Below are 14,160 nucleotides of genomic sequence, written 5' to 3'. Positions count from 1 at the left end.
TGCTGTCAGTCGATTTGCCAGGCTGGTAATTGCCAGTTGCGCCACATGGCCAAACCGCGTAAGCCAGCGGTCACGAGCACACACACCAGCAAAGACATCCAGCCGGGTGCGCCCAACTGCCATAAGCCCACATAGGCCCAGCCACCAGCAAAAGCACACACGGCATAAGGGCGGTGATCACTGAAGGCGGTTGGGATTTCGTTACACACAATGTCGCGCAGCACACCACCAAATACACCGGTGATTAATCCCATCAGCACGGCCACCAAAGCCGGCATTTGACCAATCAGGGCCTGGTGAACGCCGCTGGCAGTAAACAGGCCAAGCCCCAGTGCATCTGGCCATTCGATGGCTTTGCGGGTCAAGTCAAAGTGGTGGCTGCGCATGAACAGCATGGCCAGCAGGCACAAGGCCAGTACGCCCCAAAGCATTTCAACATGGCGAACCCAGAAGAAAGGGCGTTCATCGATCAGCAAATCACGTAAGGTGCCACCCCCAAAAGCTGCCAAAAATCCCACCACACACACGCCCACTGCATCCAGGCGCTTTTGTGCCCCTTCCATAATCCCTGACAATGCAAACGCGACCGTACCAGCCAGTTCGACCACAAGATGAAGAGTTTCACCCCAATGTTGAATGTTGTGAATGGTTGAACTGTTCATACTCAAATTGTCATCCTATGGCCTTGCCCGAAACTTATCCCTTCATCACCGACCCTTTTTTCTACCTGGTCACTGTGCCAGCCGTGTTGTTGCTGGGGGTGAGCAAGAGTGGTTTTGGCGCAGGTTTTGGCTCCTTGGCGGTGCCCATGATGGCACTGGCGGTGAGTGTGCCGCAAGCGGCTGCCATTTTGATGCCGGTGTTGTTTTTGATGGATGTGCTGGGCATGGCGGCATTTCGCAAAGACTTTGACCTGAAGCTGCTGAAGTTTTTGATACCTTGCGGCTTGGTGGGGGTTGGCGTGGGGGCTGTGTTGTTCAGGCTTTTGGATGCGCGGTTGGTGGCTGGTATTGTTGGCGTGTTTACGTTGCTGTTTTTGGCGCAACGTTTGTTGTTTCCGCCCAAGGCCGACAGCCCGCCACCGCCACGTTGGCTGGGAGCGGTGTTGACCGCCACATCGGGCTTTACCAGTTTTATCGCCCACGCAGGTGGCCCGCCAGTGAATGCCTACATGATCCCACTGCGGTTGTCACCGATTCGGTTCACCGCCACCATGGCGTTTTTCTTTTTTGTCATCAACCTGTCCAAATGGATTCCGTATGCTTGGCTGGGCTTGTTGGACTGGCGTAACTTTGCCACGTCCCTGGTGTTGTTACCCCTTGCGCCGATTGGGGTTTGGGTTGGCGTGCGGTTGGCACGGCGTATCAGTCAGGTGCTCTTTTACCGGTTTTTATACGCCGGTATGTTTCTGACGGGCCTCAAGCTGCTTTGGGATGCAGTGTATTAGTTGCTATTTTTAATGTAGCTACTCAGGCTTTATTTATAAGCCATAGAGCATGATTTTATGAATTTTTTGTGGATTGGTCAAAATGGATGAAGTCATTTTGTCGCCAGGCTTCAAAGACCGTTACGGCCACTGCATTGGATAAATTCAGGCTACGTTGGCCCGCCACCATTGGCAGCCTGATCGCCTGTCCGGGCGCGAAAGATTGCCGCACCACCTCGCTCAAACCCTTGGTTTCCGAACCAAATACCAGATAGTCGTTTGGCGTAAAGCGAGTGTCAAAGACGCTTTGACTGGCGCGAGTGGTCATGGCAAACAGGTGTTGTGGTGCCGGTTGCTGGGCATCCAGAAAGGCTTGCCAGCTGGTGTGGTGTGTCACGCTGGCGTATTCGTGGTAATCCAGCCCGGCTCGGCGCATGTGTTTGTCGTCCATGGAAAAGCCCAAGGGCTCAACCAGGTGCAGACTACAGCCGGTGTTGGCCGCCAGGCGGATGACATTGCCAGTGTTGGGGGGGATTTCAGGTTCGACCAAAACAATATGAAACATGGTTGAATTGTCGCCCACGTCTTTACTCGGTTCGCGCAAAGACCAAACCTGTGATGTGGTGGGCCCCGGCCTTGCGCAAGACCCGGGCAGCCGCATGCAGGGATGCACCTGTGGTCATCACATCGTCCACCAGCACCACGCAGGCCCCTTTGAGGTGGTGTGCCAGCAGCGGGTCGACTGCAAAAGCATGGTCAAGCACATGTAAGCGCTGGGTGCGCTTGAGTGTGTGTTGGGCGGGCGTGTCTTGCATGCGCAGCAAGATATCTGCGCGTGTTTTTCTGGCGTTGAGGGCACGTGCCAGCAGCAGGGCCTGGTTGTAGCCGCGCTCAGCCAAACGTGATGTCGACAAAGGCATGGGCAGCAGCAGATGGGCGGCATCCAAGGCCGGTTCGACCCAGGGGCTGGCCTTCAACAGGGTGGACAAACTGTGAACCAAGCCACTTTGGGCGTGAAATTTGAAGTCGGCAATCAGGCTTGACCACGGGTAAGCGTAGGCGACACCCGTCAGACACAGATCCAGTGGTGGCGGGTCTTTCAGGCAGGCTCCGCAACGCAGCATACCGCTTGGCAAGGGCAGGGCGCAGGTGATGCAGCGCTGGTGCGGTTGGGCAAACTGGCCCACACAGTCTTCACAAACTGGATGTGCCGGCCAGCTATGGCACACCCGGCACTGGCTGGGAAGCGTGTGAATCAGCCCTGTGAACAACTTGGTCAGCATGTCGTCAATATACTCGCAGCAAAAAATTGCATCATGGCTGACCATTTCCCCCCGACCCTTGACCCTCATGCTGCCTTGCGTTGGCAGGGTATGTCCCTGCCAGAGTCCCCCTGGCTGCATGAGGAGGTGGCGCAGCGCATGCAAGAGCGCCTGGACTTGATCAAACAACAGCCTGACAGCTGGCTGCATTGGGCTCCACTCAAGGGTGGTATACAAGCACATGGTCTGTTGAGGCAGCGTTATCCCCAAGCAGCTTGCACCGTGCTGGAAACCTCACAACGCGTGAGTGATGTTCAGCAAGTTTTGCGGGTGCCTTGGTGGACACCGCAGCGCTGGCTGCAGCCGCAAACGCTGGTGGTCAGCAAGGTTGTGCAGCCCGTGCAGATGCTGTGGGCCAACATGCATCTGCACATGGTGGCTGATCCGCAAGCACTGATGGCCCACTGGCACAGTGCCTTGCAGGTGAATGGCTTCTTGATGTTTTCTTGTCTGGGGCCGGATTCGCTCAAGGAGCTGCATAGGCTCTACCAGATGCTGGGTTGGCCAGCGCCCAGCCATGAATTTACCGATATGCACGATTGGGGTGATCAGCTTGTGGCAGCAGGTTTTGCCGAGCCGGTGATGGATATGGAGCGTATTACCCTGACGTTTGAGACTCCGCAACGTTTGTTGCAGGAGTTGCGCGGTTTGGGGCGCAATTTAAACGTGGCCCGTTTCCCTGCCTTGCGTGGACGACACTGGCATGCACAATTGCTCTCAGCGCTGTCCAAGATGCCTTTGCAATTGACGTTTGAGGTGCTTTATGGGCATGCGTTCAAACCGGCATCCCGCCTTACGGTCAGGGCACAAAGTGAAATTTCATTACAAGACATGCGTGCCGCCTTGCAGCGTGGCAAAACGACGGGTGGGCATGGCGCGCAGAAGGAGCAAACATGACTGAATTTGGCTTCAGATGGGGGCTCATGGTGGTGTGCCTGATGATATTCGGGGTATCTTTTGCGGCCTTGCTCTGGGCTTCTTGGAAACACCACCGTGGGGGTTCTCCCGAGCGGGTCAATTTTCACAGCTCACTGGCGGTAGAAATTGCATGGACGGTGACACCCTGTGTGATTGTTTTGTTGCTGGTGTGGCCCACGGCACGGATTTTTTGGACACCTTAAGCCCGAGCAGAGCGCCTCGAATCGGTGGGTATCGGGTTTCCCCTTGTATTTTTTTGGCTGCCTCTAGGGGATCATCTTCTACAATTGTTTGATAAATATCAAATGATTGATCAAAAGTTGATCGATTTCAGTCAAAGGACAGCGATTTATGCGTAGCTTGTACAGGTGTGGTTTAGGCGTTTTGCTGGCTTTGTGCTCTGTGGCTGCTTTTGCCGGTTATGCGTTTAATTTTCCGGAGCCCGTGACCCCCATTGCGCGTGAAACGCTGCACATGCACAACCTGGTGATGGTGGTGATTTTGATCCTGTTCTTTTTGGTGCTCGGTTTGTTGATTTACTCATTCCGTACACACCGTAAGGATGCTGGCTACAAAGCGGGTACTTTCACTGGTCCGGTGAGTCGGAAACAATGGTTGTGGGTGCTGTCGCCATTTGCCTTGTTGTTTTTTATTGACTATGTGGTGTTTGGTATTCCGGCCCTGCATGCGGTGATCATGTACGAAGACACCAAGACCGATGCTGAATTGGTGGTCAAGGTCACGGGCAGTCAATGGTTGTGGCAATACGAGTTTCCGGCAGAAGGTGTTAGCTACACCAGCCGTTTGGCGACTCCTCGTGATCAGATCGATAGTGGTGCGGCCAAGGGCGAGCATTATTTGCTTGAAGTGGATAACCCGCTGGTACTTCCGGTGGGTAAAAAAATCCGTTTTATCACCACCTCCAACGACGTGATTCACAGCTGGTGGGTGCCTGCGTTTGGTGTCAAACGTGATGCCGTGCCAGGGTTTTTGCGTGAGTTCTGGGCCACGGTTGAGAAAACCGGTACCTACCGTGGGCAGTGTTCCGAGCTGTGTGGCAAAGAGCATGGTTTTATGCCGGTGGTCGTCAAGGTTGTGAGCCAGGAAGAGTTTGCCAAGTGGCTGGCCAGTCAAAAGTCTGCTGCATCCGTGGCTGCAGCAGAGCCCGTGGCGACAACGGTTGTCGCCAAAGCGCAGTAAAGCGCGTACCCATTTAAAAATTCAGTAGAAGGAGTTGTCCATGGCACACGATATGTCGCACGGCTTGCCGGTAGGTGATTCCCACGACGCGCATTACAAAGGCGGTTGGGTTCGTTGGTTGGAAACCACCAATCACAAAGATATCGGGATCATGTACCTGATTTTTGGTTTTGCCATGCTGTTTATTGGTGGGGCCATGATTTTGACGGTGCGGCTTGAGCTATTTCAGCCAGGTCTGCAGTTTGTTCAGCCAGAGCTGTTTAATCAGTTGATTACCTTGCACGGTTTGATCATGGTGTTTGGTTTTGCCATGCCTGCAGCGACAGGTTTGGCCAATTACATGTTGCCCATGATGATTGGTGCACCTGACATGGCTTTGCCCAGACTGAATAACTGGGGTTTCTGGATTTTGCCGCCAGCAGCCATCATGCTCACCTTACCCTTCTTTTTGGGCATCATGGGCGTTGGCCCAGGTGCAGTTGACACCGGCTGGACGATGTATGCACCCCTGTCGATTCAAAGTGGTTGGGGGATGGACTTTGCGATTTTCGCCATTCACATGCTGGGTGTGTCGTCCATTTTGGGCTCCATCAACGTCATTGTGACCATCTTGAACATGCGTGCACCTGGAATGACCATCATGAAAATGCCGCTGTTTGCGCATGGTTTCCTGATGACCGCAGTGCTCCTGATTACCATCATGCCGGTGTTTGCTGGTGGTGTGACGATGGTGCTGATGGATCGCCACTTTGATACCCACTTCTTCAATGCAGCTGGTGGTGGCGACCCGGTGTTGTGGCAACACATCTTCTGGTTCATGGGTCACCCTGAGGTATATGTGTTGTTGTTGCCCATTGCCGGTGCGCTGCCTCATGTGTTCTCTGCTTTTGCCCGCAAGCCGATCTACGGCTACAAGGCGCAGGTTTATTCGTTCTGGGCGATTGCCGGCCTGGGTTTGGTTGTATGGGCACACCATATGTTCACCAGCGGTATGTCGCTGGGTAGCCAGATTTACTTCATGTACATCACCATGGCCATCTCGTTCCCTTTGGCGGTGCTGTTTTTCTGTTGGATCGCCACGATTTGGCAGGGCTCCATGAGTTTTGAGACCCCCATGCTGTTTGCACTGGGCTCGCTGGTGTTATTTGGCTGGGGTGGCGTGACGGGCTTGGCCTTGTCTGACGCAGCGGCTGATCCGCAGTACCACAACGCGTATTTCATGGTGGCGCATTTCCACTATGCCTTCTATCCCACGGCAGTGATGGGAGCGATGGCGGCGGTGTATTACTGGCTGCCCAAGTGGACCGGGCATATGCTCAACGAAACCCTCGGTAAATGGCATTTCTGGGTCACCATCGTTGGCTTTAATCTGACCTTCATTCCGCAGTTCTTTGTCGGCTTGGCGGGTATGCCGCGTCGTATTCCTGACTATCCAGTGATGTTTGCAGAGTGGAACATGATCTCCAGTATGGGGGCCTTTATTTTGGGCTCGGCGCACTTGATCTTTGTCTACAACATTTACAAAACGATCAAAGAGGGTGAGAAAGCCGCTGATAAAGCCTGGGATGGTGCAGAGGGGCTGGAGTGGACCGTGCCTTCACCTGCACCCTACCATACCTTTGAAACTCCACCAGTCATCAAATAACAAGGCTGGGAGCACCCATGAAAATGTCTGAGATTCAACAAAACCGCTTGGATGCGAGCGAGTGGGAAAAGCGCAAACGTGGAAACAAACGCTTGGGTTATCTCTTTGGGGTGATCGTATTGGCGATATTTTTGGGCTCCATATGGAAATATCGCCCGTTCTGATGGGCGTTTCCAAGGCTGAGCGCCAGCGCACCAATGTGCGTATGGGGCTTAAGCTGGGTTTGGTGGCCTTGTTTTTTGTTGGTTTTGGCTTTGCCATGGTGCCGCTGTATGACGTGATCTGTGAGCTGACCGGCTTGAACGGTAAAACCAATGCGGTAGCGGTGGCGGTAGACAAAAACACCCAGATTGATATGACGCGCTCGGTCAAGGTCGAGTTTTTAAGCCATTCCATGCCAGGTGTGGGGTTGACTTTCAAGCCGGAGCAATTCTCGATTCGGGTGCATCCGGGCGAAATTTCGCACATGAACTACACCATCACCAACACCACCGACAAGGTGTTCGTGGGGCAGGCCATACCCAGTATCACGCCCGCGGTGGCGGCGCAATACTTTGAAAAACTGCAATGTTTTTGCTTCGGCCAGCAAAGTTTTGCTCCGGGTGAAACACGCACCATGCCGGTGGTGTTTGTGGTGAACCCGAAGCTGGATCGGGATTTTGGCACCGTGACACTTTCGTACACATTTTTTGAAGCCATCAAGGCAAAAAGCTGATTTGACAAGGAAAAAAGAATGACACACGCAACCCAACCCGCTGTGCGCGGCCACTACTTTGTGCCAGCGGCCAGCCACTACTCCACCTTTTTGTCGGTGGGTATTTTTATGTTGGCGCTGGGCTTCGTTTTCAGAATCAACGGCACGCCGCCGGGCATCTGGAGCATGTTGATTGGTGCGGCACTGATCCTGTATGTGATTGTGGGTTGGTTCGGCGAAATCATCAGCGAGAACGTGCGTGGTGTGTACAGTTTGTGGGAAGACCGCTCGTACCGTATCGGTATGGTCTGGTTCATCTTTTCTGAAGTGATGTTTTTTGCCTGTTTTTTTGGTGCCCTGTATTACATCCGCCGAATTGCCTTGCCTGAAATGGCCGGGTTTGAAGAGTCCCTGTCGCCTTATGGCAAATTCTCCAGCGTTTGGCCCAATGCAGGTCCGTTGGGGGATGCCTTCATGCCGATGCACGCCTGGGGTATTCCTGCCATTAACACCATGTTGCTCTTGACCTCAGGTGCCACCTTGACCTGGGCGCATTGGGGATTGATCAAGGGCAAGCAAAGCCAATTAACCTTGGGTTTGGCCATGACCGTGGCACTCGGCATGACTTTTATGGGTTTTCAGATTTTTGAATATGCCCACGCCTATAGCGAGATGGGTTTGACCCTCGGGGCGGGTGTGTACGGTGCCACCTTTTACATTTTGACCGGTTTTCACGGCTTGCACGTGACGCTGGGAACCATCATGCTGATCGTCATGTTGGGACGTGGCATGAAGGGGCACTTTTCTGAGCACAACCACTTTGCTTTTGAAGCGGTCGCCTGGTACTGGCACTTTGTGGACGTGGTGTGGCTGATCCTGTTTGTGTTTGTCTATATTCTCTGATGAGCTTGTGATGGCAGATGGCCATCACCATTCAACTGGATCCGTGCTCTGGAAAGCCACTGCTGAGTCAGTGGCTTTCTGGTTTTGGTGGAATTACCCCCGACCTGGAATCAAGCCCAAATAAAAGCTTGCGATGAGGGCTATAAACAAGCCGATAGACAAGCTGATGCGAATGGTCAATGCTTGTACAACCCGCTTGCGTTTGTCTGGATCGTCATTTTTGAACAGCATGGCCAGAGCACTGAACAGGCTTACCAAGATCAGTGCCAAGGTCGACAGAATTAAAATTTTCGCCAGCATGGCCATCTTTCCTGAGTGGGAGATTGCATTATGCTTTTTTACACCAAGCTCATCTGCAACATGCGTTTTCAATTCCGGTTCATTCCTACCTTGGCGATGTTGCTGGGTTTGATCATACTTATCTATCTTGGTGCGTGGCAGCATGGCAAAGGTGAGCGGCTGGCGCATGAACTGGCCCAACGCGCCGAGCGCAGTCAGTTGGGGCCGACCGTGGTTACCGGGCAGTTGCTGGATGCCCAAGCCGCACAAGATGCGCCGTTCACAGTTGTCGGTACCTACGAAGCAGAACACCAAATTTTTCTGGACAACCGCCAGGAAAATGGTCAACCTGGGGTGCATGTCATCACACCTTTGAAAATTGAAGGCAGTGAAACGCGCATTTTGATCAATCGCGGTTGGGTCGGCTGGACGCTGGGTCGTTCGGTGATGCCGGTCGTGGCGACACCTGCCGGAAGGATTCAGGTAACGGGCTTGGCCGTTGTACCTTCAACAAAGAAGTTTTTTTTGATGCCCGATCATCCCGAAGCCTCTGCCAAGTTATGGGAAAAACTGGATATGTCGCGTTTTCAAAGCTTGCTCGGTCATCCCTTGCAACCGGTGGTGTTGCAGCAAACGGGTGGTGATGCGCCAGACACACTGGTTCGTCACTGGCCACCACCGGAAGACCGCGTGGGCAAACACCGTGGCTACGCCTTTCAGTGGTTTGGTATGGCGGGGGCCTTGTTTTTGTTTTATCTGTTTGCCAGTTTTCGCAAGGGTGAATCCGTATGAGCCAGTCGTCCGATGAGATGTTGAGTTTGGCTGTGCATTCGTTGCCAACTCCGGGTGCGGCAGCTGGTTCGGTGTTGTCTGGCCGCATGAAATTACTGGCCATTTTGCTGGCCTGCTCTTTGCCTGTGCTGGTAGCCTATTTTGTGTTTTATGTGGTTCGCCCGCAGGGTGAAGCATCGTTTGGTGAGTTGATTACACCGGTTCGCCCGGTGGCTGATGTGATGGCTACCGATCTGGATGGTCAGCCGAAGCCTTTAGCCTCGCTGAAAGCACAGTGGCTGTTGATCAAGGTGGATGGGGGTGCCTGTGTGCAGGATTGTCAAAAACAGCTGATCGTGCTGCGGCAATTTCGGCTGATGCTGGCCAAGGACATGGAGCGGGTGGACTGGCTCTGGCTCATCCATGACCAGGCTCCGGTAGACGCAAAATTAGCGGAACTTTTGAAACATGATCACGCCACCGTGTTGCGGGTTGCCCCCCAGGTGCTCACCGATTGGTTACCTACACCCACGGGGCATCTGCAGCAAGACTATATCTACGTGGTTGACCCGATGGGCAATACCATGATGCGTTTCCCCTCGCGGCTGGATAGTGCTGCTGCGGCCAAAGCCAAGCGCGATATGGAGCATTTGCTGCGCGCTTCGTTGGCTTGGGATGCCCCTGGGCGTTGAGACTGTTGTTCTGACACGCAAGTCCATGGATACGCAAGCGCTTTACGATTTGACACCTCTGGTCAGCCTGTTGACCGTTGGGGTGGCCTTGGCTCTGGGCCCGCTGGTCTGGGTGTATGGACGCAACCGTCAGCAAGCTCCTGTACAACGCTTGCAGGCTTTGCGGATTTTGACGCTGTTCCTAACCTTTGATCTGATCCTGTTTGGGGCCTTCACCCGTCTCACCGATTCTGGCTTGGGTTGCCCGGACTGGCCCGGTTGTTATGGCAGCACGTCTCCGTGGGGAGCCAACCATGCCATTACCTATGCGCAGGCCGCCATGCCCACCGGCCCGGTGACCCAGGCCAAAGCCTGGATTGAAATGTTGCACCGTTACCTGGCGACGGGTGTCGGAGCCCTGATTTTGGTCATGACTCTCCTGAGCTGGGTCCACTGGCGTGCCCGCAGGCGTGAAACCACCAACATCGTAGGTCTCTCAGCTGGGCATGAGGTATGTCCTTGGTGGGCTACGGCCAGCCTGGTTTGGGTGTGTTTGCAGGGCGCTTTTGGGGCGCTGACCGTGACCATGAAGCTGTTTCCGGCCATTGTCACCCTGCACTTGGCGGGTGCCTTGATCTTGCTGGCTTTGTTGGGTGTGCAGGTAGTACGTGGCAGCAACCAGGCGGCGCGCTTGCCCATGCCCTCTGCACTGGGTCGGTGGACGGGGTTCGCCTTGGGGTTGCTGGTGCTGCAGATTTTGTTGGGCGGCTGGGTCAGCACCAATTACGCCGTGCTGGCGTGCGGTGATTTCCCGCAATGTCAAAACCACTGGTGGCCTGAGATGAACTTTACCCAAGGTTTTGAGCTGTGGCGACATTTGGGTGTTACCGGCTCAGGTGTCCCCATCAGCTTTGCCGCACTGACGGCAATCCATTACGTGCACCGTTTGATGGCCTACCTGGTTTTGACGATATTGGCTTTGCTGGCGTGGCAGCTCAACCGTCATCCTCTTTGGCGTGCGCACAGTCGGGTGCTGGCGGCACTGGTTGGCCTGCAATTGGCAACAGGTTTAAGCAATGTGGTGCTGCAATGGCCGCTGGTGGCGGCCTTACTGCACACCGGGGGGGCGGCTGCACTGGTGTTGACGTTTGTCTGGATGCTGGCTTGCAAACAAGCTGCGTCAATGGTCGCGCCTGTCAGACCGGCGGCACCTTTGTCATCCACTGAAAGAGGAAATCTGGCTTGAGTACTGTTGCCCACCCCGTGGCTGTGATGTCCGTTTTTGCGCAATATTACGCGTTGACCAAGCCGCGCGTGATCCAGCTGATTGTGTTTTGCGCCTTGATTGGCATGGTGCTGGCGGTGCCGGGTGTGCCGTCCTGGCATGAAGTGGGCGTGGCCACCATGGCTTGCCTGGGTATCTGGCTGGTGGCGGGGGCGGCAGCGGCTTTTAATTGCATCATTGAGAAAAGCATTGATGCCAAGATGAAGCGCACCTCTTGGCGGCCCACCGCCAAAGGGCAGTTGGGCGACCGGCAAACCCTGCTGTTCTCCGCCACCTTGTGTGCCCTGGGCTCGGCGCTGCTGTACTTTGTTGTCAACCCGCTCACCATGTGGCTCACGTTTGCCACTTTCATCGGGTATGCGGTGATCTACACCGTGATCCTGAAGCCCCTGACTCCGCAAAACATCGTGATTGGTGGGGCCTCTGGAGCCATGCCCCCCGTGCTGGGCTGGGCCGCCATGGCGGGTCATGTAGGGCCTGAAGCCCTGATTTTGTTTTTGATCATTTTTTTGTGGACACCGCCGCACTTCTGGGCCTTGGCGATGTATCGGGTTGAAGACTACCGAAAGTCGGGACTTCCCATGCTGCCGGTCACCCATGGCAATGAATTCACCCGGTTGATGGTGTTGCTCTACACCTTCATTTTGCTGGCTGCCTGTTTGCTGCCTTTTATTTATGGCATGAGCTCCTGGCTTTACCTGGCGGCGGCTGTGCTGCTGAATGTGGGCTTTATTTTTTATGCTTTCAACTTGTGGCGCGATTACTCTGATGCGCTGGCGCGCAAGACCTTTCGCTTTTCGCTGATTCATTTGAGTCTGCTATTTGCAGCTTTGCTGGTGGATCATTACCTGTAAAGCGGGGCTTCCTGTTGATTGTTTGGACTTATGATGCAGTTATGAATAAACGAAATGCTCTTAAAAAGATAGTTGCTTACGTAATTTTGACGGGTGCTACAGGTCTATTTGTTGCATGCTCTCCAAACGCTCCCAAATTCACCGCCATTGACATCACTGGTGCTGATTACGCCAAAGACTTTGCTTTGACCGACCACAACGGTCAGCAACGTACCCTCAAAGATTTTCAGGGCAAGATCGTCATGATGTTCTTTGGTTACACCCAGTGCCCTGATGTCTGCCCGACCTCCATGGCCGAGATGACCGAAATTAAAAAGCTGCTGGGTCAAGATGGTGACCGGTTGCAGGCCTTGTTTGTCTCTGTTGACCCCGAGCGTGACAAGCCCGAAATGCTCAAGGCCTACATGGAAAACTTCGACCCTTCCTTTTTGGCGCTCTACACCACGCCTGAGAAAACGGCGGCCTTGGCCAAAGACTACAAGGTGTATTACAAAAAGGTGGATGGTCCCACCCCCACCAGCTATACCATCGACCACACAGCGGGCAGCTATGTGTATGACACCACCGGCAAATTACGTCTGTTTACCCGCTACGGCACCAAGCCTGAGTTGACGGTGGCGGATATCAAGCAATTGTTGCCATCCCCTTAAGCCATTTTTTGCAGCACATGGAGGCTGCAGTCATGAGGTAAAGTTAGCCTGTTTCATTCACTCCCTCGGCTTGACAGCCGAAATTTACAAAGAAAAACATCATGCAAATTCAAGTCCATACCGATGACCATATCCAAGGCGGCGAATCTTTGGCGCAATGGATTCAAGACGAAGCTGGTACTCGTTTGGCCCGCTTTAATGAAAACGTGACACGCCTGGAAGTTTTCCTGACCGATCTGGACAGCTCCAAATCAGGTGTCAGTGACAAACGTTGTCGCCTGGAAGCCCGTGTTGTTAGCCGTCAGCCTGTGACCGTGACTGCGGATGCTGACAAATTGGCTGCGGCTTTTATCTCGGCAGTTGACAAATTGGCGCGGGCGCTGGACAACGATCTGGGTCGTGTCAAAGACATCCATGGCCGCGACACCATTCGCGCTGCACAAGAGTAAAAATAAGCTTATTCAAAATGGCCGCATGGGGAAACCCTGCGGCCATTTTTGTGGGTGCGATTACTGACTGGAAACACCCAGCGTTTGGATGATGCTGCCAAATAGCGCGGTGTCTGACTGAATCCGGTTGGTCAGCCCTTCGGGGGACGATCCCACCACCTGCCAACCTTGCGCCAACAGCTTTTGTCGAATCTCAGGTGAGCGGGTAATCTCACTCACCAAAACGGCGAGCTTGTTCACCATGGCTGTCGGCATTGACTTGGGCGCAGACACCGCATTCCAGATTTCCAGATTGAAGTTGGCGACCCCCACCTCAGACATACTGGGCAGCTCGGGGGCCAAGGGGCTGCGACCGCTGGAAGTCACCCCTATGGCGCGCAGTTTGTCCCCTTTGACCTGGGCCATGGCCAGGGCGGGTGGCAACATCGACAACTGCAATTGCCCACCCACCATGGCATGGGCTACCTGGGCATAGCCGGGGTAGGGCACATGCACGGCTTGAATGCCGGTTTTGTTCTTGAACAATTCCATGCCAATGTGGCCTATGGTGCCCACGCCGGGTGAGCCGTAGCTCCAGCTGTCACCGGCTTTCTGGGCCGCTGCCAAAAAAGCCTGGGCCGTGTTGCCTGGTGCATGCTTGGGAGCCATCAACACCAGCGGGGACACACCCACCAAACTCACCGGTTGCAAATCTTTCAAGGGGTCATAAGTCAGCTTGGGGTTGAGCAACTTGGCGGTGGTCATGTTGCCGTTGATCATCAACCCAATGGTGTGGTTGTCGCTGGCCTTGGCCACCAGGTCGGCGGCAATGTTGCCACCTGCACCGACTTTGTTTTCCACAATCACCGGCTGCCCCAGCGCCTTGGATAAAGGCTCGGCCAGCGTGCGCGCCGTCAGGTCAGGTGATGAGCCACCCGGAAACCCGACCACAATCCGCAGGGGTTTGTTGGGCCAGCTTGAGATATTTAAGGTTTTTTGGCGAACCCCCAAGTCCTGGGCTGTAATGCTTGTAGATAAAGCGCTGGTAGCTATTAAAAGTAGAGTAAATTTAAACCATTGACGACGCATTAGATCTCCAAAAAAATGCCCCTGA

Annotated in this window: 19 protein-coding genes; 14 read left to right on the top strand and 5 right to left on the bottom strand. The window is 54.2% G+C overall.

What is annotated here, in order from left to right; all coding sequences use genetic code 11:
- Nucleotides 1-5: 5 nt before the first annotated feature.
- Nucleotides 6-662, bottom strand: coding sequence for a trimeric intracellular cation channel family protein (locus LDN84_RS17760; RefSeq protein ID WP_223904754.1), 657 nt, complete (start codon nucleotides 660-662; stop codon nucleotides 6-8).
- A gap of 17 nt (nucleotides 663-679) precedes the next feature.
- Here LDN84_RS17760 and LDN84_RS17755 point away from each other — a divergent pair, with 17 nt between their 5' ends.
- Nucleotides 680-1,447: a sulfite exporter TauE/SafE family protein gene (locus LDN84_RS17755; RefSeq protein WP_223904753.1), complete on the top strand. Its 768-nt coding sequence runs from the start codon at nucleotides 680-682 to the stop codon at nucleotides 1,445-1,447.
- Between the two features lie 55 nt (nucleotides 1,448-1,502).
- Here LDN84_RS17755 and trmL read toward each other — a convergent pair whose 3' ends face one another.
- Both trmL and LDN84_RS17745 read right to left on the bottom strand, forming a co-directional pair.
- Nucleotides 1,503-1,991: a tRNA (uridine(34)/cytosine(34)/5-carboxymethylaminomethyluridine(34)-2'-O)-methyltransferase TrmL gene (trmL, locus tag LDN84_RS17750; protein ID WP_223904752.1), complete on the bottom strand. Its 489-nt coding sequence runs from the start codon at nucleotides 1,989-1,991 to the stop codon at nucleotides 1,503-1,505.
- 22 nt (nucleotides 1,992-2,013) lie between these two features.
- Nucleotides 2,014-2,709 carry a ComF family protein gene (locus LDN84_RS17745; RefSeq protein WP_223904751.1) on the bottom strand — a complete coding sequence of 232 codons (696 nt, stop codon included), beginning with the start codon at nucleotides 2,707-2,709 and terminating at the stop codon, nucleotides 2,014-2,016.
- Nucleotides 2,710-2,742: 33 nt separating this feature from the next.
- On the opposite strand from LDN84_RS17745, the gene LDN84_RS17740 reads away from it, so the two are divergent.
- The 7 genes from LDN84_RS17740 (at nucleotide 2,743) to LDN84_RS17710 (ending at nucleotide 8,108) form a co-directional block, all read left to right on the top strand.
- Nucleotides 2,743-3,645: a class I SAM-dependent methyltransferase gene (locus tag LDN84_RS17740; RefSeq protein WP_223904750.1), complete on the top strand. Its 903-nt coding sequence runs from the start codon at nucleotides 2,743-2,745 to the stop codon at nucleotides 3,643-3,645.
- Complete coding sequence (locus LDN84_RS17735) at nucleotides 3,642-3,869, top strand: cytochrome c oxidase subunit II transmembrane domain-containing protein (RefSeq protein WP_223904749.1); 228 nt, start codon at nucleotides 3,642-3,644, stop codon at nucleotides 3,867-3,869. The genes LDN84_RS17740 and LDN84_RS17735 overlap by 4 nt, the downstream gene beginning before the upstream one ends.
- A 148-nt stretch (nucleotides 3,870-4,017) precedes the next feature.
- Nucleotides 4,018-4,866: a cytochrome c oxidase subunit II gene (gene coxB, locus LDN84_RS17730; protein WP_223904748.1), complete on the top strand. Its 849-nt coding sequence runs from the start codon at nucleotides 4,018-4,020 to the stop codon at nucleotides 4,864-4,866.
- Between the two features lie 40 nt (nucleotides 4,867-4,906).
- Entirely contained in the window at nucleotides 4,907-6,511 is a 1,605-nt protein-coding gene (locus LDN84_RS17725; protein WP_223904747.1) for a cytochrome c oxidase subunit I, read from the top strand.
- Between the two features lie 17 nt (nucleotides 6,512-6,528).
- Nucleotides 6,529-6,675, top strand: coding sequence for a hypothetical protein (locus LDN84_RS17720; RefSeq protein WP_223904746.1), 147 nt, complete (start codon nucleotides 6,529-6,531; stop codon nucleotides 6,673-6,675).
- Nucleotides 6,654-7,226: a cytochrome c oxidase assembly protein gene (locus LDN84_RS17715; protein WP_223904745.1), complete on the top strand. Its 573-nt coding sequence runs from the start codon at nucleotides 6,654-6,656 to the stop codon at nucleotides 7,224-7,226. The genes LDN84_RS17720 and LDN84_RS17715 overlap by 22 nt, the downstream gene beginning before the upstream one ends.
- A gap of 18 nt (nucleotides 7,227-7,244) precedes the next feature.
- On the top strand, nucleotides 7,245-8,108 hold the full coding sequence (locus LDN84_RS17710) for a cytochrome c oxidase subunit 3 (RefSeq protein WP_223904744.1): 864 nt from the start codon (nucleotides 7,245-7,247) through the stop codon (nucleotides 8,106-8,108).
- A 93-nt stretch (nucleotides 8,109-8,201) separates the two neighbouring features.
- Here LDN84_RS17710 and LDN84_RS17705 read toward each other — a convergent pair whose 3' ends face one another.
- Complete coding sequence (locus LDN84_RS17705) at nucleotides 8,202-8,480, bottom strand: DUF2909 domain-containing protein (RefSeq protein WP_223904743.1); 279 nt, start codon at nucleotides 8,478-8,480, stop codon at nucleotides 8,202-8,204.
- On the opposite strand from LDN84_RS17705, the gene LDN84_RS17700 reads away from it, so the two are divergent.
- The 6 genes from LDN84_RS17700 to LDN84_RS17675 all read left to right on the top strand — a co-directional run bounded on the left by LDN84_RS17700 (nucleotide 8,469) and on the right by LDN84_RS17675 (nucleotide 13,067).
- Nucleotides 8,469-9,179 carry an SURF1 family protein gene (locus LDN84_RS17700; RefSeq protein WP_223904742.1) on the top strand — a complete coding sequence of 237 codons (711 nt, stop codon included), beginning with the start codon at nucleotides 8,469-8,471 and terminating at the stop codon, nucleotides 9,177-9,179. The two genes, LDN84_RS17705 and LDN84_RS17700, sit on opposite strands and share 12 nt — an antisense overlap.
- Nucleotides 9,176-9,850, top strand: coding sequence for a redox-active disulfide-containing membrane protein (locus tag LDN84_RS17695; RefSeq protein ID WP_223904741.1), 675 nt, complete (start codon nucleotides 9,176-9,178; stop codon nucleotides 9,848-9,850). Before LDN84_RS17700 ends, LDN84_RS17695 begins: the two co-directional genes overlap by 4 nt.
- A gap of 25 nt (nucleotides 9,851-9,875) precedes the next feature.
- A complete protein-coding gene (locus tag LDN84_RS17690) occupies nucleotides 9,876-11,075 on the top strand; it encodes a COX15/CtaA family protein (protein WP_223913103.1) in 1,200 nt (399 codons plus the stop codon).
- On the top strand, nucleotides 11,072-11,968 hold the full coding sequence (gene cyoE / locus LDN84_RS17685; protein ID WP_255610394.1) for a heme o synthase: 897 nt from the start codon (nucleotides 11,072-11,074) through the stop codon (nucleotides 11,966-11,968). The genes LDN84_RS17690 and cyoE overlap by 4 nt, the downstream gene beginning before the upstream one ends.
- Before the next feature lie 41 nt (nucleotides 11,969-12,009).
- Nucleotides 12,010-12,618, top strand: a complete 609-nt coding sequence (locus LDN84_RS17680) for an SCO family protein (RefSeq protein WP_223904740.1) — start codon at nucleotides 12,010-12,012, stop codon at nucleotides 12,616-12,618.
- Nucleotides 12,619-12,719: 101 nt separating this feature from the next.
- Nucleotides 12,720-13,067, top strand: a complete 348-nt coding sequence (locus LDN84_RS17675; protein ID WP_223904739.1) for an HPF/RaiA family ribosome-associated protein — start codon at nucleotides 12,720-12,722, stop codon at nucleotides 13,065-13,067.
- Between the two features lie 60 nt (nucleotides 13,068-13,127).
- Here the strand turns inward: LDN84_RS17675 and LDN84_RS17670 are convergent, their stop codons facing one another.
- Entirely contained in the window at nucleotides 13,128-14,135 is a 1,008-nt protein-coding gene (locus tag LDN84_RS17670; RefSeq protein ID WP_223904738.1) for a Bug family tripartite tricarboxylate transporter substrate binding protein, read from the bottom strand.
- Nucleotides 14,136-14,160: the final 25 nt, after the last annotated feature.

The sequence above is a fragment of the Rhodoferax lithotrophicus genome, assembly GCF_019973615.1.
GTDB classification, from domain to species: domain Bacteria; phylum Pseudomonadota; class Gammaproteobacteria; order Burkholderiales; family Burkholderiaceae_C; genus Rhodoferax; species Rhodoferax lithotrophicus.
The sequence above is the reverse complement of the archived record's forward strand: the minus strand, read 5'-3'. Positions and strand labels throughout refer to the sequence as shown.